Source organism: Roseateles sp. (assembly GCF_049240545.1).
Taxonomy (GTDB): Bacteria; Pseudomonadota; Gammaproteobacteria; order Burkholderiales; family Burkholderiaceae_C; genus Paucibacter_A.
Map to the genome: position 1 here is coordinate 35,995 of NZ_JBMLSK010000225.1, position 19,166 is coordinate 55,160.

At 63.0% G+C, this 19,166-nt stretch carries 13 protein-coding genes; 2 read left to right on the plus strand and 11 right to left on the minus strand.

Annotation, left to right across the window (positions count from 1 at the left end):
* Positions 1-7: 7 nt before the first annotated feature.
* The 8 genes from ACOVRJ_RS15955 to ACOVRJ_RS15990 all read right to left on the minus strand — a co-directional run bounded on the left by ACOVRJ_RS15955 (position 8) and on the right by ACOVRJ_RS15990 (position 12,580).
* Positions 8-1,807, minus strand: a complete 1,800-nt coding sequence (locus ACOVRJ_RS15955; protein WP_422044820.1) for a DUF1800 domain-containing protein — start codon at positions 1,805-1,807, stop codon at positions 8-10.
* 173 nt (positions 1,808-1,980) lie between these two features.
* A complete protein-coding gene (locus tag ACOVRJ_RS15960) occupies positions 1,981-3,981 on the minus strand; it encodes a hypothetical protein (protein ID WP_422044821.1) in 2,001 nt (666 codons plus the stop codon).
* A gap of 141 nt (positions 3,982-4,122) precedes the next feature.
* Positions 4,123-4,341 (minus strand): hypothetical protein, encoded by a 219-nt coding sequence (locus tag ACOVRJ_RS15965; protein ID WP_422044822.1) that lies wholly within the window; start codon positions 4,339-4,341, stop codon positions 4,123-4,125.
* 175 nt (positions 4,342-4,516) lie between these two features.
* A complete protein-coding gene (locus ACOVRJ_RS15970) occupies positions 4,517-5,872 on the minus strand; it encodes a Gfo/Idh/MocA family protein (protein WP_422044823.1) in 1,356 nt (451 codons plus the stop codon).
* Between the two features lie 90 nt (positions 5,873-5,962).
* The gene (locus ACOVRJ_RS15975; RefSeq protein WP_422044824.1) at positions 5,963-9,001 is read right to left on the minus strand and encodes an adenylate/guanylate cyclase domain-containing protein; all 3,039 of its coding nucleotides are present in this window, start codon (positions 8,999-9,001) and stop codon (positions 5,963-5,965) included.
* Positions 9,002-9,065: 64 nt separating this feature from the next.
* Positions 9,066-10,286, minus strand: a complete 1,221-nt coding sequence (locus ACOVRJ_RS15980; RefSeq protein WP_422044825.1) for a hypothetical protein — start codon at positions 10,284-10,286, stop codon at positions 9,066-9,068.
* Positions 10,287-10,525: 239 nt separating this feature from the next.
* On the minus strand, positions 10,526-10,780 hold the full coding sequence (locus tag ACOVRJ_RS15985; RefSeq protein WP_422044826.1) for a hypothetical protein: 255 nt from the start codon (positions 10,778-10,780) through the stop codon (positions 10,526-10,528).
* A 156-nt stretch (positions 10,781-10,936) separates the two neighbouring features.
* On the minus strand, positions 10,937-12,580 hold the full coding sequence (locus ACOVRJ_RS15990) for a hybrid sensor histidine kinase/response regulator (RefSeq protein ID WP_422044827.1): 1,644 nt from the start codon (positions 12,578-12,580) through the stop codon (positions 10,937-10,939).
* A gap of 178 nt (positions 12,581-12,758) precedes the next feature.
* Here ACOVRJ_RS15990 and uvrA point away from each other — a divergent pair, with 178 nt between their 5' ends.
* Entirely contained in the window at positions 12,759-15,677 is a 2,919-nt protein-coding gene (gene uvrA, locus ACOVRJ_RS15995; RefSeq protein WP_422044828.1) for an excinuclease ABC subunit UvrA, read from the plus strand.
* A gap of 74 nt (positions 15,678-15,751) precedes the next feature.
* On the opposite strand, the gene ACOVRJ_RS16000 is transcribed toward uvrA, so the two are convergent.
* Positions 15,752-16,555, minus strand: coding sequence for an MHFG family PEP-CTERM protein (locus ACOVRJ_RS16000; RefSeq protein ID WP_422044829.1), 804 nt, complete (start codon positions 16,553-16,555; stop codon positions 15,752-15,754).
* A gap of 375 nt (positions 16,556-16,930) precedes the next feature.
* Between ACOVRJ_RS16000 and ACOVRJ_RS16005 the strand changes: the two genes are divergently transcribed.
* Positions 16,931-17,323, plus strand: a complete 393-nt coding sequence (locus ACOVRJ_RS16005; RefSeq protein WP_422044830.1) for a response regulator — start codon at positions 16,931-16,933, stop codon at positions 17,321-17,323.
* Positions 17,324-17,435: 112 nt separating this feature from the next.
* On the opposite strand, the gene ACOVRJ_RS16010 is transcribed toward ACOVRJ_RS16005, so the two are convergent.
* Both ACOVRJ_RS16010 and ACOVRJ_RS16015 read right to left on the minus strand, forming a co-directional pair.
* Positions 17,436-17,858: an SWIB/MDM2 domain-containing protein gene (locus tag ACOVRJ_RS16010; protein WP_422044831.1), complete on the minus strand. Its 423-nt coding sequence runs from the start codon at positions 17,856-17,858 to the stop codon at positions 17,436-17,438.
* Between the two features lie 339 nt (positions 17,859-18,197).
* Positions 18,198-18,731 carry an energy transducer TonB gene (locus tag ACOVRJ_RS16015; protein ID WP_422044832.1) on the minus strand — a complete coding sequence of 178 codons (534 nt, stop codon included), beginning with the start codon at positions 18,729-18,731 and terminating at the stop codon, positions 18,198-18,200.
* Positions 18,732-19,166 lie beyond the last annotated feature (435 nt).

Here is a 19,166-nt window from a genome sequence, read left to right on the forward strand (position 1 = left end):
GCAGCCCTCACTTTTGAACCAGGTATTCCGGCGACACCAGCGCCAGATAAACAGCCAGCTTGGCGCGGTTGCGCGTCTGGTCATCGACGGTTTTCTGGTTGCTGGCATCGGCCTTCAGCGCATCCAGCTTGACCGACTCCACCGCTGCCACCATCTCCGCCTTCAAGGCCGCATTGGCGCGCGCGCCCAGCAGCTGCTTGCAGACCTGCTCGACCAGCTCGGCCGGCTTGGGCACCAGCGGCAACAGCGCCGTCAGATCGAACTGCACATCGTTGCGCGTCCCCTTGAAGTCCAGGCCACGCTGGCCAAAGCCATTCGCCACGCCGTTCCGGATGTAGTTGGCATAGCCGGCCACCGAAGTCTCGTGCACCAGTTGCAGCTCGGGCATGGTCAGCTTGGCCGCACCGGATTCGCTGCCCGGCAAGACAAAGCCCGGCCGGTAGAAATTGAACACCGAGGGTGAGCGCATCGGTGACTGGCCCAGCTGGCTGCTGGGGTCATCGGTGCTGCCGATCAACCAGGCGCCGCTGTCGCTGGTGGCGCCCAGGCCGCGCAGCGCCGAGATCAGGCGCAGCACCGGCTCTTGCAACTTGCCGTAGCTGGGCTGGCCGGCCAGCGTGGCATCACGCGCCTCGGCATCCAGCAACACCGCCTTGACCATGGCCTTCATATCACCGCCGCCAAAGGCCTTGCTGACCCGAGCTACATAAGCCGGGCTGGGATTGCTGGTGACCAGGCGCTGAATCATCTGGCGTCCGATGAAAGGCCCCACATTCGGATGCGTGGCCAAGGTGTCCAGACCCAGCTTCAAGCTGGCGGCCGGGTCGGCCTTGTCTTGTGCCGGCAGCACCTTGCCGAGAAAGCGCTTCTCGCTGATCGAATGGAACTGGCTGTAGCCCTGCATGGGTTTGATCAGCCGGTCGGCCGCGCAGTAGTCCGGGCACCAACCCCAGAAACGCCCGTCGGCGGTGTCGGCACCATCCCAGCTGAAGCCGGTGAAAACCTTGGCCATACCGGAGATGTCCTCGGCCCCATAGCTCGGCTTCGGAGCACCGCCCTCCAGCTTGGGGCTGCCATCGGCGTTCAGCTCGATCAGACCGATGGAGAAAAGCTGCATCACCTCGCGGGCGAAGTTTTCATCCGGTACGCGGCCGGTCTTGGCGTCTTCCTTCTGGTTCTTCAGGTGCGAGAGATACAAGCCCATGGCCGGATGGCGAGCCACCTGCTCCAGCAAGTCGCGGTAATTGCCAAAGGCGTTGGCCGACAGCACATCCATGTACGACGCCACACTGCGCGGCTGATTGCCCACATTGTCTTGCGCCATCGAGACCACCATGATCTGCGACAGCGCATAAGCCACCCGCTGGCGCAGCTGGTCTTCGCCGGTGATGGCTACCTTGTAAAAAGAGTCCAAGACCTCGCGGGTCCCGGCCGAGCTGGATGGCGCGCTCGCCTTGATGGCCGCGTCGGCGGCGTCCCAGTTGAGGCGGTGCGCGCTGGCCGGCTTGGCCAGCTGTTCATCCAGCCAAGGCTCATAACCCTTGTCCATGACGGCAGCAATGCTGGCCTCGGTGGGGCCGAAGCTGGCCTGCATCAAGAATCGCATGGCCTCGTCGCGGCTGCTGGGCTTGGCGATCACTGGTGGCGCGGGGGTGCTGGGCGTGCTTGGGGTCGACGGCGTCGCGCTGCCCGTGTCGCCGCCCCCGCCTCCTCCGCCGCAACCAATCAAGGCTGCACCCAGCAGGCCGGCCAAGGCCAACCCGCGCAGGCTTCGACCGGGGCCATCGAGGTTTAAGTTGTGCCGCATACCACTCGCTCCAAACTGCAGCGCAAGCGGGGAGCGAGCGCCATGGGCGGCACTCTAAAGACCGATTGCCTTGAAGCCGCCGTGAAGCGGGCAACAGTTGTAAGCGACTGTTGCCGGGCGGGGCGGCGCGCAGCCGCCCGCCCCTTCAGCGTGAAAAACTACCGACCTGGGGTTCAGCGGGAACGCAATTCGCGCGTGGTCTGCTCCTGCTCGTTGAAGCGCTGCTGCGCGCTCAGCGGCCGGATGCGGCCTGCCGCCAGCGCCGTCTGATCCAAGTTGGCACCCCAGCTCAGGCCGCTGCGCAACTGCAGCGGCGCGGCCAAGCCGTCCACCAGATTGGGGCTCACCCAAGGCATGGCCTCGGCCAGCACCAGCTTGACGCGCGGCTTGATGGCCGCCTCGCCGATGCGGCCACGCTGGCCCCAGTTGACGATCAGGTCGGCGCTGAGCGCGCCATCTTGCAACTTGTTGGTGACAGCATAGTCACGCAGCACGCCATAGCGCAGCTGCATCATGGCCTCTTCCAACAGCATGGCCGCGTCTTCGCGCGAGAAGTTGGCACCGTCAGGCACGGAATAAGCGTAGTCGTCACTGACCCGGTCACGGCTGAAGAAGCCGGCAATATCGCTCGGGGTGTAGGACTGCTGCAGCGCCGTGGCCGTGGCGCCGAAGGACAAGACCTTGGCCAGCCCCTGCATCTCGCTGGAATAAAACGGCAGCTGCTCGTACAGGTTTTGCGACAGACTGCGCGCCGGGCCGGCCTCATAGACCCGCTTGTTGCTGGGCAGGCTGGCGTGCGTCAACGGCGGCATGAAGTCGGCCGCATGGGTCAGCTCGTGATACAGCAAACTGCCCAGCGGGTAGGCCAAATCGCTGAGCGGGCGGCTCAGGCGGGGTTCGCGCGCCAGGCTCGCATAGGCATGGTTGTTGTTCTTCACATAACGCCAAGGTGAAGCGTAGTTGAGCGCTGCGCCGAAGTTGCTGCGCGGATCGGGAGATTCGCTGACCGTATCGCGCTGCTCGGGACTGAGCCAGAAGAAACTGCCGTCCAGATAAATAGCGCCGGTGGCACTCCAATAGAAGGACGGCCGCACCCGGCCGCCAATCACGATAGCGGTGACGCTGGACAACATGCGGCGGAAGTCCTGCTGCGGATCTTGCTCGCGCAAGAAGCGCTCAAAGACCGCGCCCATCCAATCATTGGAGACAAGCACCCGCTCCATGACTTGCTCCACCGTCGGCACCGCCCCACCGGTGGCCTGGCCCAGCAGGGGCAAGCGGCCCAAGGTGCAAAGGTTGTTCGGGCTGCTGCGGCTCAGCCGCGGGTTGTAAATGCAGTCATCCAGCGCCGCTGCGTAAGGCCCCTGCGCCAAATAGGGGTAGACGCGGCTGGCGGGGTCTTTGCTTCCAAACAGCGGATCGGCAGGGAGCCTCAAGGGTTGCGCCTGCACCAAGAGGCTGAACTCACCACTGGCTTGGCGGCCCCCGCTCAGCGTCACGGTGGCTCGCAAACGCACGATTGCATCTTGGCTCAGCTGCGGCGCGGTCAGCAGCAAGCGCCAGGCGCCGCGCTCACCCAGGTCGAGGCTGGGACCGTCCACCTGGGTCCACAGCACGGTCGCAGCCGCCCACTCGGGGCTGGCCATCAAGGGATGGGTGGCCCGCAGCGAAGTCTTGCCGCCGCTCATCACCGAGGGCTCGCCGCGCAGCTGCAGGCTGTTGGCATCGGCCAGCGCCTTGGCCTCCAGCGGCAAGGTCTCACGGAAGCTGCGGCCTTGCTCGTCCAGGTAGCTGAGCTCGAAACGATAGTTTTGGCCCAGCTGCGGGTCGACCGAAATCGCCTGCGAACGCGCCGACAGTGGGTTCAAGGCGGGGCCGGCGGTTTGGGTCCAGCGCAGCTGTCTGAGCTCTTGGCCGGGGCACGCGAGCAGCGCCACTTCGGTATTGCGGCCCTGCTGCGCTGCGCTGTCTTGCACCAGCCGAGCCACCGAGCCGGGCTGGCATTCGGCACTCAAGGGCGGTACCGGCAACACCGCCGGGGGCGGCACTTCTGCGCCACCGCTTCCCCCACCGCCTCCGCAAGCGACCAGCAGCAAAGGCAGCAAGCCGGCCAGCAACAAGCACGGCATGCGCTGCCCATCGAACACGCGGCTTCGCTGACTGATGATTCCCATGCATCCCCTCAAACTGGCTCGGTCTCATATGCGCCAAGCTGCCCGATATTACAAGCGCTGGCGCGCCGACTTGCGCCTGAGGTGATTGGGGTTTCGACTGATTTGGGGGGATTCTCGGGATGCCGGCTCAGGGCGCGCCACTCAGGACTGGCGACGACCTTCGATCACAACCAAGGGGAGTTGCTGCACGGGCAGCGCTTGCGCCTCTGCGGTCGTCACGACGCGCCCCACTTGCTGCTCTTTGCGATGCTGCGACTCGGCCTGATCGGCCAGATTCAGCCCGAGCACGGCGGAGGCCGCGACGGCGCCCAGCGCGGTCAAGAAAGTCGTCAAAAGAGAGAAGTTGAAACGGGTTTTCATGACCGGGCTCCTTGGTGTTGAGGGTGCTCCTCTGTTGCAATGTCTGCAGTGTCACCAAAGCGGCGCGCCGGCGCAGCCGGCAAGCGACGAAACGCAGGCCGGTGCGGGCGAAATGAGATTGGCGGCGATGAACGAAGCGCTCAGACCCGCGCGGCCGGCCGCCTCGGCCCGAAGGTCAATAGCGATCGTCGAAGGCGAAGATGGGTTTGCGCGTCTTCCACTTGCCTTCGGTGAAGTCGGGAAACGGCAGGGTCTTGAAACCCTCGGCAATCGACTGTTCCGACAGCGGCGTGATGGCGCTCCAGGCCACCGCGTCGTAGATGTCGATGGGCATCGGCGCATCGGCCTTCAGCGCCTCGACAAAGGCGTTGATCACAAACCAGTCCATGCCGCCATGGCCGGCACCCGCCGCGCTGGCGGCATGCTTCTTCCACAAGGGGTGTTCGAACTTGTCTTGGTAGGCCTGGAAATCCTCCCACTCGTGCGGCGGGCTGATGCCTTCCACATGCACCGAATGATTCACATCCATCCACAGGCCATTGGTGCCTTGCACGCGGAAGCCCAGCGAGTACGGTCGCGGCAGCGAGGTGTCGTGCTGCAGCAGAATCGTTTCGCCGTTCTCGCAGGCCAAGGTGGTGGTCACGATGTCGCCGAGTTTGAACCTGACCTTGGCGTTCGGATGGGCCTTCGCCCCCTTTTTATTGGCCACATAGTCCTGCAAGCCACGCGCCTTGCTGGCGAATGCGTTGATGTGGGTGAAGCGATTGCCGCGATGGATGTTGGTGTACATCGCACAAGGACCGATGCCGTGACTGGGGTAGAGCTCGCCATTGCGCTGCACCGAGTGCTCGGTGCGCCAACGCGCCTCCGACCAGCCCTTGTCGCCAAACTCGACGCCGCTGCCATAAGGCTCGTTCGGGTGCCCCGAGTTGAACTTGACGGCGCGCAAATCATGCTGATAGCCGCCCTGCAAATGCACCAGCTCACCGAACATCTGCGCCCGCACCATCTGCAGCACCGCCATCACATCGCGTCGGTAGCAGACGTTCTCCAGCAACATATACGGCGTGCCGGTACGCTGCTGCACGCGCAGCACGTTCCAGTGGTCTTGCATCGTGATGCCAGCCACCACCTCGCAGCCCACCGCCACCTTGGCTTCCATGGCGGCAATCGCCATCGGCGCATGCAACTCCCAAGGGGTGGCAATGATGACGCCGTCCAGATTCTTCTGCGCCAGCAACTGCAGATATGCAAGCTTGTCGCCCCCCTCACCGTAGGTCTGGGGCTTGGGCTTCTCGTGCTTGGCCACCATGGCCAGGGCACGGCCCAGCATGATGGGTTCGATATCGCACAGCGCCACCACGTCCACATCGTCGCGGCGCAGCAGCTCCTTCAGCAAGACCTGACCCCGCATGCCGGTGCCGATCATCCCTAAGCGCAAGCGCTCACGCGGGGCCGCCAGGGCGGGGTGTAGCAATCCGCTCGCGCCCAGAGCGGCGGCGGTGCTGGATAGAAAGCTGCGTCTTTTCATCTTCGGCCTCATGGACTCCAAACGGTGTGGAGCGGCCCGGACTTTAACGCTCAACAGCCCCATCCGAGGGGGCAGCACAAACCCTGAGCCTCAGTACTTCGACAGCGCTTGCTGCGCACGGCTCAGATGCCAGGCCATGCCCATGGCTTCAAACGTCCGCGCCGCTTGTGCCAGCGCGCGCTGCGCCGGCTGACCTTGCTGCGCCGCCAGCTCCGCGGTATAGAGCTGATTGTTGGCCGTTTCATGGGCCGAGCCACGCAGCGCGGCCACGCGCTCCGCGGCTGCCAAATAACGGCTGACCGCAGCGGGTCGCCCATCCGCCTGGGCCAGGCGAGCCGCAACCCGGTAAGCCATGGCCACACCAATCCAGTCACTCTGGCGACCACAATGGAGGGCCAAGGCGATTTGATGGCGAGCCGCCGGCCTGTCCCCTTGCTCGGCCAAGACCTCGGCCAACCAGCCATGGATCAAGGAGCAGAACAAACGGCCGCCGCGCGGGTCCAGCCAAGCCAGGGCGTCGCGCAAGTCAGCAGCGGCGCTGCTGCTGCGAGAGGTCACCCAAGCGGCATAGGCGGCGGCAGCATGGCCCATCGCGAAGGTGAACAAGCTGCGCACGCGAGCGCCGATGCGCTTGGACTCCAGGGCGCAGTCGCGTGCCTCGGTCCACCGACCTTGCCACAAAAACACCACGGCACGCCAGCCTTGCACCGAGGCCTCGACCGGCAGATTGCTGCCTCGCACATGGCTCAGCGCTTCATCAAACACCTGATGGGCGGCCTCGAACTGCCCCTGATCCCCCAGCACATAGGCCTTGCACGCGAGCGAGTAGCTGCGTCCGATCGCGGGGCGTCGCATGCCCGAAGTGCTGGCCAGTCCCGAGGCACTGCCACGCGGCCGCTGCGAGGCGAGGGCTTGATCCAACAAACTCAGGGCGGCCGGGTAGTCGCCCATGGCGGCCAACACCTGGCCGAGCGTGCCCCGCAACTGCAGGGCCAGATTCTCATCCCCGGCTTGTTGGGCCGCAAACAGCCCTTGCTGGCAATGCTGCATCGCAAACTTGGCTTCACCCAAGGCATAGCTGACATAAGCCAGCCAGTACTCGGCGCGCGCGAAACGCGCCGTGTCAGCGCTGCTCGCCGCGAGCTTGGCCGCATGCTGCATGACTCGCAGATCGGCGCGCGAGGCATCAAAGACACAAGCCTGACCGAAGCGCTGCGCGATGGCCACCCAGCGCTCATCAATACTCGGATCGGGCGGCAGATGCTCCAAGGCCACCAAGGCGGCGCGGTACTGTTTTTTGGCCCGATCCAAGGCCGATGAGGCCAAGGCCTGGTCGCCCGCGCGCTCGGCATGGAAAGCCGCCTCCGCCCACAAGCCCGCAGCAGCGCCGTGATAGGCCAGCATCTCGTCGGTCGCCTGGCGTGGCGTGTTGACCGGCTGCGCACGCAACTCGGCCGCCACTTGCAGATGCATGGACTGGCGCTCATGCCAGCCTATCGATTCGTACACCACATCGCGGGTGATGCCATGCTTGAAGCGCAAGAAGCCCGCACGCCGATCGGGAAACAGGAAGTCTTCCTCCGCCAGGGCCAGCATGGCCGGATCACGTTCGCCACAGCCGGTCACACGCTGCAGCAACCACGAGGGAATGACGTTGCCGATGACCGCGGCGGCGCGCAAGAGATGGGTCTGCGTCTGCGGCAGTCGAGCCACACGCGACTCGATCAGGGCAGCCAACCAAGCCTGCCCGACCTGCTCCCGACCCAAGGTGGCGGAAGCGGCCTGCTTGAGTGCTTCATGCTTGATGGCGTGGCACAGTTCCTCGATATACAAAGGGTTGCCGCCCGCGTGCCGCTGGATCTCACTGGCCACAAAAGGATCGGTTGCGGGCAGCAGATGAACGACGGCCGCGGCGGCCTCCGCTTCATTGAAAGGCTGCAAATCCAGCACGCTGAGGCCGTCGGCCACGCTGGGCAAGGCCGAAGCGGCCAGAACATCGGCCACCGGCGGCGGCCGCGTTGCCGTCAGCAGCAAGATTGGCAGGCGCTGCTCCAGCGCCAAATGATGCAATCGGTGCAAGAGCGTGAGGCTGGCATCGTCGGCCCATTGCAGGTCGTCCACACAAACGAGTTGAGGCGCCTGACGCGCCAGGCCCTCCAGCAACTGCAGCCAGGCATCGGGTCGCGCGGTCGCAGGGGTCGCCAGCAATTCCCCAGCTTGGCTCAGCCCCTGGGCCTGCAACAAACGGGTCATCTGCAGAAAAGGCTGCAAAGGCTCCGCGCTCAAATAGCTTTCGCAGTAGCCGCGATGCACCTGGCAATTGCGCTCAGCGGCGCGACGCAAGAACTCCTCGGTCAGGCGGGTTTTTCCAAGCCCGGCACTGGCCCGAACACTGAACCAATGCGCTTGCCCTTGCAGGAGTTGATCCAGCGCCGACTCCAAGACCGCGAGTTCACGCACCCGCCCAATGAAAGGCGAGAGCCCTCGCAAGCGACTCGCCTCAAACCGTCGCCCAATGGCGACCCGCCCGAGGATGGAGTACACCGTCAACGGTGTGTTGCGCCCCTTGATATGCACTTCTCGACGCGCACTGGTCCGGAAGTAATGGCTTTGCAGGCCGAGTGTTTCTTCGCTGACCAGAATCTCGTCGGCCTCGGCCTCGTCGGACAAACGCGCCGCGAAATTGGGGGTGTTGCCGAGCAACTCGAAGCGGCCCCGCACCGCATCACCGTCCTCAATCAGGACCAAACCGGCATGAATGCCTGAATGCAAATTCAAGGCGTGGCCATGCGGCCACTGCGCTGCACCGCTGGGAGGCTGCAAAGCGCTCACCCGCTCGTGCAACTCCAGTGCGGCTTCGGTGGCGCGGCGACCGTCATCCTCTCGCAACTCGGGATAGCCAAAAATCGCCAGCATCCCATCGCCCTGAATACGCACCACCGTGCCGCCATGACGCGGCACCACGCTTTGGTAGAGCGCCCGCAGCTCCGTCAACATGGCGGCGTAATGCTCAGTCTCCATGCCATCGGCCAAGCGGGTTGAATCGGACAGATCCGAGAACAACACGGTCAGATTGCGACGCTGCCCCAGCGTCAGCAATCGGGGCGCGTGTGAATTCGGGTCGTTCATGGCCTCAGGCGGTGATCGCGAGTGCGCGCGGCTGTTCATCCTACAAGCAAGGGATGCCCTTAACTCAAGGATTCCTTAAGGGCGCAGAGAAGGCGGGCAAGTCCTCTTCCCTCAGACCCAGAAATATGGTCTGGCCTTCCCGCCGGTGGATATTGATCTTGGCGTTGTAGACCCGATGCGGCAGCCCGTGCTTATCGCTGATCTCGAACTCGCTGATGCCGAATTCACCTTGAGCATCGCGCTGCCCGGTCAAGTAGCAGGCGATCGCATCAATCTCCGCCCCCGCCAAACTCAGACCGTTGAGCTGCTTGAGAGGTCGGCGTGTGCGCTCGACAAACTCGATGCTGTCGATGCGCTGAATCTCGCCGCTGGTTTCGCTGCGCATCAAGGTGTTGAACTTGCCCACCAGAATTTGACCCGGCAAGGCTCGGTCAATCATGCGCGCCAGCTCGATCGTCACCTGACCGACCAAATAGCTGAAGGACGTGGGATTCAAACCCTCGCTTTGGTAGAACTCATAGTGAGAGCCGACATGGAAAGCCGCGCGCAACTGCGGTACTGAATCGGGGCGCTTGGCACGCTCCCGCGCCAGCGCGTTTTCGGCCAGGATGAACTGCAAGAGCTGGTACAGCTCCACATTGGCCTCGACGCCGCGCATGCGGTTCCAGATGTAGAAGCCGTCACCGGTGGTGGTGCGGGCGAAGTTGATATTGATCTCCCGGTCCAGCAGCTTGGCGTAGGCCGCATTGACCGAGCAGGACAGGCTGTTCAGCTGTACCACCTGCTGCAAAGGGCTGAGCAAAGAGAAACCCACCGCATCGAACAAAATCACCGCTCGGTCTTCCACCAGACGGATGCCATAACGGGAAACGATGGCGGCAATCAAACCCAGGCCCAAACCGGACTCGGGGGCAAATGGCAGGTCGATCAGCTGCGGACTCAGGCCCAGTTCGATCGCCGTGGCCTCAAACTGCGCCTCCGGCAAATGCGTCGGATGGGCCAAGAGTTCGTCCAGAACCCGTCGCCGGCGTGCGGACTCTTCGGGGTCGGCACTCGAATGGCTGAACTCGGTCAACAAAGGATGGGGCGCCACCAGCACACGCAGCCCCTGGGGAACCGGCGTCCAGGCAAAAACCAGGTTTTCACCCAGGTCCCAAAGCGCATAGAGCCGCTGATCGAGCACGACGATGTGATCGCGCGCCTGCGCCTCGCTCAAACCGCTGGGCAAGGCATAGGCCATGAAGCCGTCAAGCCACGATCTGCGCTTGCGGATTTCGTCTGTCACTGTTGTTCCCCTGACCGTCTTGTGGGCGGTGCGAGATCAGGACGCCGCAGGCCTGCGGCGCCAACCGGCCTCACCCGCCGTTGCTATCAGGCGGCATTGTCAGGGAAGTTCGATGACAGTTGGATCGGATCAGATCAAACCGAAGCGCAGCAGCAGCGAGTCTGCAGCAGAGCGTGACGCCACTGGTGCTGCGCTTCGGCTCGATCCGAGGAGCAAGAAAGCAAGGCAATCCCGCACGCTCAGACACGACCGGCGCTGTTCTTGGCGGGCTTGGCGGCGGCCAGCATTTGCTGCTGCATTTGGCTGTTGATGCTCAAACCGGTCACCACCACACGCGGCAGTTGCACCACTTGCAGCGTGGGTGCAGCTTTACCGGTGATGACGACGCGGGGCAGTTGGCTCACTTCCGGCTGCGGTGCGGCCTGTGAGAGCGCGGCAAAGCCCAGGGCAGCGGCGGCAAAAAAGGTCTTGGCGAGAATTTGTTGGCTTGACATGATGAGGTTTCCTTCGGGTTGAGTCACTTGGAACAAAACCGCTTTTCGGCTTCGTTGGACTCATTGTGCGAAGTGCCTCGAGTCTTCGCCCTGCAGATGCGACGAACTGCCAGCCCAGACGATTGGCTTGCAGCCTGGCGCGACGAAGGGTTTTCCCTAGGCCAGAAGTTTGGCGATCATGGGCCCAAGTTCTTCAAGACTCATTTCCTTGCGCAGCAGCGCCTTGATGCCGGCCGCCTGGGCCTGGGCCTGCAAGGCATCGGACATATAGCCAGAGCTGAGAATCACCGGCAGGTCCGGCCGAATCTGCTGCAACTGCCGGGCCAAATCGAGGCCGCTCAGATCCGGCATATTGAAGTCCGTCACCACCAGATCAAAGGCTTGCGGCGTGGCCGCGACCGCCGCCAAGGCCTCGCGCCCCTGCTGAAACAAGCTGACCCGGTAGCCCAGGCCTTGCAGCAAGCCTTCAGCGGCCAAACGCATCACCTCATCGTCATCTAGGTACAAAACATGTCGCCCGCGGGCAGGCTCCAGCTGAGCCAGCGCCGGCTGTTCCTGGGCAGGCTCGGGCACTTGCGCCAAAACAGGTAGATAAACTTTGAAGCACGCGCCCTGCCCGGCTTCGCTTTCGACCTCGATGTGGCCGTGATGGGCCAGCACAATGCCATGAACGACCGCCAAGCCCAGGCCCGAGCCCTCGCCCGCCTGCTTGGTCGTAAAAAAGGGCTCGAAGAGATGCATTCGCGTCTCGGCATCCATGCCGCAACCGTCGTCCTGTACTTGCAGCAAGGCTTGTCGCGAATCTCCAGCTGGCTCCGTACTGGCCAGACTCAGGGTCAATTGCACCCGCCCCGGCCGGCCTTTCAGTGCATGAAAAGCATTGGTACAAAGATTGATCAAGACCTGCTTGATCTGGGTTGCGTCGGCCCGCACCCAAACCGATTGCTGCGGCAACTCCCACGTCAGCCGGGCGCTCGGGGGTTTGGCGGTGAGCAACAAATCCAAGGTGTCTTCGATCAGCGCGCGCAAATCCAGTGACACCAAGACGCGCGGCTGACGGCGGCTGAAGGCCAGGATTTGCTGTACCAGATCACGCGCATGATGGGCGCCTCGGGCGATCAGCGCCAGCCGGGGCTGGGCCGCATGGTCGGGCTGCAGTTGCTCGCGCGCGATTGCCAGATTGGCCAGCAAACCGCCCAACACATTGTTGAAATCATGGGCAATGCCGCCAGCGAGGCGGCCCATGGATTCAAGTTTTTGCGCTTCACGCAGCTGCGCCTCCAGCTTCGCGCGTTCACTCAAATCGATGTCCACACAGTACAACTCCGGCTCGCCGTGACTGTTGATTTGCATGGTGTGGCTGGAATAGACCTGCACGGGTCTGCCGTCCTTGCCTTGCAAGACCAACTCTTCGGCAGGCATGGTGACCGCGCCCGAGGCCAACCAACTGTTGACGCCGGCGATCACCGCCTCGCGCATGGGCGCCGGAATGATCAGGTCTTCCAGTCGCTGGCCCAGCGCCTCTGCTCGGCTGTAGCCATAGAGCGCCTCACTGCCGGAGTTCCAGGCCACCACCCGGCGCTCGCGGTCATAGCCTTGCACTGCAACTTTTCTCAGGCCCTCGATCATCACGTGAAAGCGCATCTCGCTGATCTGCAGGGCGCGCTCGGCACGCTCGGCGCGCTGCTCAGCCAGCATCAGCGCCGCCTCAAGCGCCGGCCTGAAGTCCGCGCGGGGTGCCCCAGCAGCAAGGCCTTCTGCATCGCTCTGCCCCTCGAAGGGGTCGTTCGGACAGTCCATGGCGTCTCCCTGTCATGGCCCGGAACGCGTTCAGCGGGCCACGCAATTGGCTGCATCCAGGTGCAGGGTAGCGCGTTCGGCCCTTGTTTTCCATCCGCAGGCCCCGGTCGACAACGGCTGCTGGAGCCTTTGAAGCACAGCGCCCTATGATGGCGGGTTGCCTCGCCATTTGCTGACCATGACCGACCCCACACCTTTGCCGTTTGAAGTGCCGATGATCCGCGTGCGGGGGGCGCGCACCCACAATCTGAAGAACATCGACGTCGACCTGCCGCGCAACAAACTGGTGGTGATCACCGGTTTGTCGGGTTCGGGCAAGTCCAGCCTGGCCTTTGACACGCTGTATGCCGAGGGCCAGCGCCGCTACGTCGAGAGTTTGTCGGCCTATGCGCGCCAGTTCTTGCAGCTGATGGACAAACCGGATGTGGACGTCATTGAAGGTTTGTCGCCGGCCATCTCGATCGAGCAAAAAGCCACCAGCCACAACCCACGCTCGACGGTCGGCACCGTCACCGAAATCCACGACTACCTGCGCCTGCTCTACGCCCGCGCCGGCACGCCCTTCTGCCCCGACCACCATTTGCCGCTGGAGGCACAAAGCATCAGCCAGATGGTCGATGCGGTCTTGTCCATGCCGGAAGACAGCAAGCTGATGCTGCTGGCCCCGGTGGTGCGTGACCGCAAGGGCGAGTTCCTGGACCTGTTCGAGGCCATGCAGGCGCAAGGCTATGTGCGCTTTCGAGTCGACGGCGTGACCGTCGACGCACCCGACTTCCCAGCGCTGAAAAAGGCCGAGAAGCACGATATCGACGTGGTCATCGACCGGGTCAAGATCAAGGCCGAAAGCGCCGACTCGCTGCGCCAGCGCCTGGCCGAGAGCTTCGAGGCCGCGCTGCGTTTGGCCGAAGGCCGTGCGCTGGTGCTGAATATGGACAGCGGTAAGGAGCAGATTTTCTCCAGCAAGTTCGCCTGCCCGATCTGCAGCTATTCGCTGCAGGAGCTGGAGCCGCGCCTGTTCTCCTTCAACTCGCCGGTGGGCGCTTGCCCCTCATGCGAGGGCCTGGGCCAGATGACGGTATTCGACCCGGAGCGCGTGGTCGCCTTCCCCAGCTTGAGCCTGGCCAGCGGCGCGGTGAAGGGCTGGGACCGGCGCAATGCCTACACCTTCTCGATGCTGGAGGCGGTGGCGGCGCATTACCAGTTCGACATCGACCTGCCCTTTGAGGAACTGCCCGAAACGGCACGCCAGGCGCTTTTGTATGGCTCCGGCACGGACGAGATTCAGTTTGTCTACCAGGCCGAAAGTGCGGCCGCCGGTGGCGGCACCAAAAAGCGCGCGGTGAAACGCTCGCATCCCTTTGAAGGCATCCTGCCGAATCTGCAGCGCCGCTTCAAGGAAACGGATTCCAGCGCGGTGCGTGAAGACCTGGCCCGCTATATGGCGCCTAAGAAGTGCCCGCATTGCGAGGGCTCACGGCTGCGCCGCGAGGCCCGCCATGTCTTGCTGCAACCGGCCGATGCGGCGGCGGGCGAGTTGGGTCGGCCGATCTATGAGGTTGAGCATTCGACCCTGCGCGACTGTCTGCACTATTTTGAAGGCCTGAAGCTCAAGGGCGCCAAGGCCGAAATCGGCGACAAAGTGGTGCGCGAGATCACCTCGCGGCTGCGCTTCTTGAACGATGTGGGTCTGAACTACCTGAGCCTGGACCGCAGCGCCGACACCTTGTCGGGCGGCGAAGCGCAGCGCATTCGCCTGGCCTCGCAGATCGGCTCCGGCCTGACCGGGGTGATGTATGTGCTGGACGAACCGTCCATCGGCCTGCACCAGCGCGACAACGACCGCCTGATCGCCACCCTGCGCCGCTTGCGCGACCTGGGCAATTCGGTGCTGGTGGTGGAGCACGATGAAGACGCGATCCGCGCCGCCGACTATGTGCTGGACCTGGGCCCCGGCGCCGGTGTGCATGGCGGCCACATCATTGCGCAGGGCACGCCGGCCGAGGTGGCTGCCAACCCAGCCTCCCTGACCGGTCGCTACCTTTCGGGATCGGCCAAGATCGAAGTGCCACGCGAGCGTCACCGCGTGCCGGCCGATGCCGAGCACAAGTCCCTGAAGATCATCAACGCACGCGGCAATAATTTGAAGGGCGTGACGGTCGAGATCCCGGTGGGCCTCTTGACCTGCGTAACCGGGGTATCCGGCTCGGGCAAGAGCACCTTGGTCAACGACACGCTCTACACGGCGGTGGCCAAGAAGATTTATCAAAGCCATGCCGACCCCGCGCCGCATGATGAGATCGAAGGGCTGGACGCCTTCGACAAGGTCATCAACGTCGACCAGTCGCCGATCGGCCGCACGCCACGCTCGAATCCCGCCACCTACACCGGCTTGTTCACCCCGATTCGTGAGCTGTTCGCCGAGATGAACACCGCGCGCGAACGCGGTTACGGACCGGGTCGCTTCTCCTTCAATGTGGCCGGCGGCCGCTGCGAGGCCTGCCAGGGCGACGGCGTGCTGAAGGTGGAGATGCACTTCCTGCCGGATGTTTACGTGCCCTGCGACACCTGCCACGGCAAGCGCTACAACCGCGAAACGCTGGAGGTGCTCTACAAGGGAAAGAACATCACCGAAGTGCTGGCGATGACCATCGAGGACGCGCACCAGTTCTTCAGCGCGGTGCCCACGCTGGCGCGCAAGCTGCAAACGTTGCTGGATGTGGGCCTGGGCTATGTGAAGCTGGGACAAAGCGCCACCACGCTCTCGGGCGGCGAGGCGCAACGGGTCAAGCTGGCGCTGGAGTTGAGCAAGCGCGACACCGGTCGCACGCTCTACATCCTGGACGAGCCCACCACCGGCCTGCACTTTGCCGACATCGCCTTGCTGCTGAAAGTCTTGCACCAACTGCGCGATGCGGGCAACACCATCGTGGTGATCGAGCACAACCTGGATGTCATCAAGACGGCCGACTGGTTGATCGATATGGGCCCCGAAGGTGGCTCAGGCGGCGGGCAACTGCTGCTGGCCGGCACACCGGAAGAATTGGCCGCCCATGAGGACAGCCACACCGGGCGCTACTTGAAGGCTTTGCTGCGCTGAGTGCGTGAGGCTGCGCGCAGCGAGAAGGGTTGAATAAACCGAGGGGCCTCCATGAGGCCCCTCCTTGTTGGTACTTACTGGCTGCGACGACGGGCGACGAAGCCGACGGCGAAAAGGCCGGCCAGCAACATGGCCCAAGTGCCGGGCTCGGGGATGCCAGGTACAACCGGCGGCAAGGTGGAGCCAGTCGGCGGCGGGATCGAAGTACCTGGCGGCAAAGAGGGAATCGAAATGCCACCAAATCCAGGACTCGGAGCGGCGAAGCCTGCACCCGTGGGTGGCAAAGAGCTGATGTCGAAGCCCTCGTTATTGCCACTGGCGATCTGCGAAAAACTATTGGCCGGCGTCGGTGCTGCGGTCGCCATCGGTCCAGCGGAAGGCGGATCCATTTCCAGCGGTGTCTGCGGATCGACAATTTCTTGCGCCGCCGAGGCGACCGTGCTGCCACCGGCCGCCGCCTTGGGGCTCATTCGCTGGATGCGGCTGACGTTGCGGCAGACGGTGGGCACCAAGATGCAATGCCCTTCCTCGCAATACACCAGGCCGCGTTCTTCAAACTGCTGCGTCCACTTGGCCCGGCTGACGGTTTTACAGACGCTGTTGGCACCGAAGTGCATATCTCGGATCTCGCTGCCGTACTGGGCTTGACCCTTGATGGCATCGCGCTGAATCGTCACCAGCTCGTCATAGTCTCGCTTGACCATGCGGGCCTTGAGGCGCGCCCGGGTCGCTGCAGGAATATCTTGATAGCGATCCACGGCCGCAACCACGTCTCCCATAAAGGGATTCACGCCTGGCCTGTCCCAAGAACAGTGCGGCAAGACATTGCCGGAGGCTGCGCCGGCAGCCGCTAAAGCAATAGATGCAAGCAAGGACATGGATGACTTTCGATTCACTGCAACAACCCGCGGAAGAACCACTCACGCTGCATGCGGGAAAGCTAGCGTGAAAGCAAGGCGGGAAAAGCCCTGCTTTTTCCACGATGCGCAATAGTGACAGTGTAATAAGCCTCGCTCTTGATTCCTCGTGCGCGTCTAAGGCGGCCGCCCTATGTCGGTGCGGTATTCACGGTTTTGCCTGCCTTGTGGCCTCATTTCGACACGGCCAGATACCCAAGCTCAATCGCTCTCCTGCCGGCCATGGCTGAACCGGATCGGCTTTTTTTGCTTTCACCGCTTGCCGCTCACCTGCACGCTTTGAATTCGCTGCTATCGTGCCAGGGCTTCGCAAAGACCGCTCCCACACCTGACCCCATGCTTCCGGCACTTGCTCCTTATGTTCTTTACGTCGAAGACGACAGAATCAACATCGTCTTGATGGAGGAAGTTTTCCGGCAACTGCCAGGCTGGCGTCTGGAGTGCGCCGAAGATGGGGCTCAAGCACTGAACTTGCTGAGCGAAGGTCCGCCAGACCTGATGCTGATCGACATGAATCTGCCCGATATGAGTGGCCTGGATCTGCTGCAGAAAGTGTTGGCCCGTACTGACGCGGCCGCATTTCCATGCATCGCCTTGTCGGCTGACGATTGGGCCGAGCAAGTGGAGACCGCTCTGCAAGCGGGTTTCAAGGACTATTGGCTCAAGCCCATTGATGTGACGCAACTGGCCGCTAGGTTGAAATCAAGCATCGCGACCGACGCCGTCTGAGCACCGCTGCGCCGTAAAAGGTTCGGCAAAAGTGCGGACAAAAAAAGGCTCGGATTCACCGAGCCTTTGGATTCGAGGGCGGGCAAACCAGTTGCCCAAGCCAGCCGAGCCTTTACTTCAGATGGCTGTTGATCAGCTTGGTCATCTCGAACATATCGGCCTTGGCCTTGCCGAAGATCTCCTTCAGAGCGGCGTCGGCAACGATGATGCGCTTTTGGACTTCGTCTTGAAGCTTGTGCTTCTTGATGTACTCCCACACCTTCTTGGTGACATCGGTGCGCGGCAGCGGCGCTGCGCCCACGATGGCGGCCAAGGCAGCGCTCGGCGTCAGCGCCTTCATGAAGGCCGCGTTAGGCGTGCGCTTCTTGGCCGGTGCTGCTGCCTTCTTGGCGGCGGGTGCCTTCTTCGCTGGAGCCGCCTTCTTGGCCGGCACGGCAGCCTTTTTGGCCGGAGCCGCAGCTACTTTCTTTGCCGGAGCAGCCTTCTTGGCCGGAGCCGCTTTCTTCGCGGGTGCGGCCTTCTTTGCAGTTGCCATTTCAATTCACTCCATCAAAAGTTGTTGATGTGCCGGGCCCGGGCGAAGGCCGCATAAGCCTTCAATTCTCTCTAGCACCCAGCAGCGTGAATGGTACTGCTCACCTATGGCATTGAGAAGCCATAGATCGGCAAAGAAGGCGCTATCGCAGCGGGAAATACCCGCTGTTTACCCTTGGTGTCGCGCACTTGCATCACTTCTATGCGCTTTGATTGCACCCAGCACAGGGTCAGTGGCGATAAGCGGGCAGCTGAGGCAAGCGCTCTCCGAGCAAGAATCCGATTGAATTAAGAGTTATGAACTGCTGCCGGCGCAAAGCCTGCAGCCTCAGCTGGCTCCTTACTTTTCAGATTCGTAAGACAGCAGCGCAGTGGTTTCCCATTCAATCGCCCGACCATTTTCCAAATAGGGGGCGAAGCGTGCCGTGCGGATGTCATGCAAGGCCTGCTGATCCAAGCGAGCAAAGCCGGCAGACTTTTTCAGGCTGACTTCTTTCAGTTGGCCATGAACATCCACAACGATGCGCAAATGAACCACCCCTGACTCCCCCAAGCGCCGCGACTGCAAAGGCACCGTCAAGGCCGGCTCGCGCAGGTAACGCACCGCACTGGGCGCCAATTGCTTGGGTGCGGACTGCGACGCGGGTTCAGCAAGAGCCACGGCGACCGGCGCCGCAGCATGGAGCACTGGTGCGGCGCGCGAGGGCTCGGCAGAGGTCTGCGTCGCGGTGACGGCCACGGCTTCGGAAGGGATCACCACCGCCTCCACCACCATCACCGGCGGAAGCTTGGGCGCGTAAAGCGCCGATGTGGGCTGCGCCTGCGGTACTTGGGGCTTGTTCGGCACCACGGGTGCTGGAGGCGAAGTAATCAAGCGGACTTGAATCGGCTTTGCTTTCACTGGCGCATGGTGCAGAGGGCCCCAAAACATCACCGCAGCCGCCAAGGCGAGATGCAAACCCGCAACCCCAGCGATCAGGCCTGGACGCGAAGGCGAGCGCAAGGGCTCGACCGATCGCAAGGGCACAAAAACCGTCTCGCTCGCAGCCGGCGCGGCAGGCGATGGCGATGGCGATGGCGATGGCGATGGCATCGTCGATCGGGCGGGCAAGCGCCATGGTGATGGCATCGAGGATGAAACTGCAGCGGTAGTGGAGGTCACAGCAATAGCTCGGTCAGCAAGAACAAACGAACAGCAGAGCCGGCACCTGCAGACGCGATCAACGATGCGATCGCGCATGTGGAAAAGCCCACGCTCCCTTGTTTTCCGATCGTAACACTAATGCGAACGATTGTTATTTGCAATGTT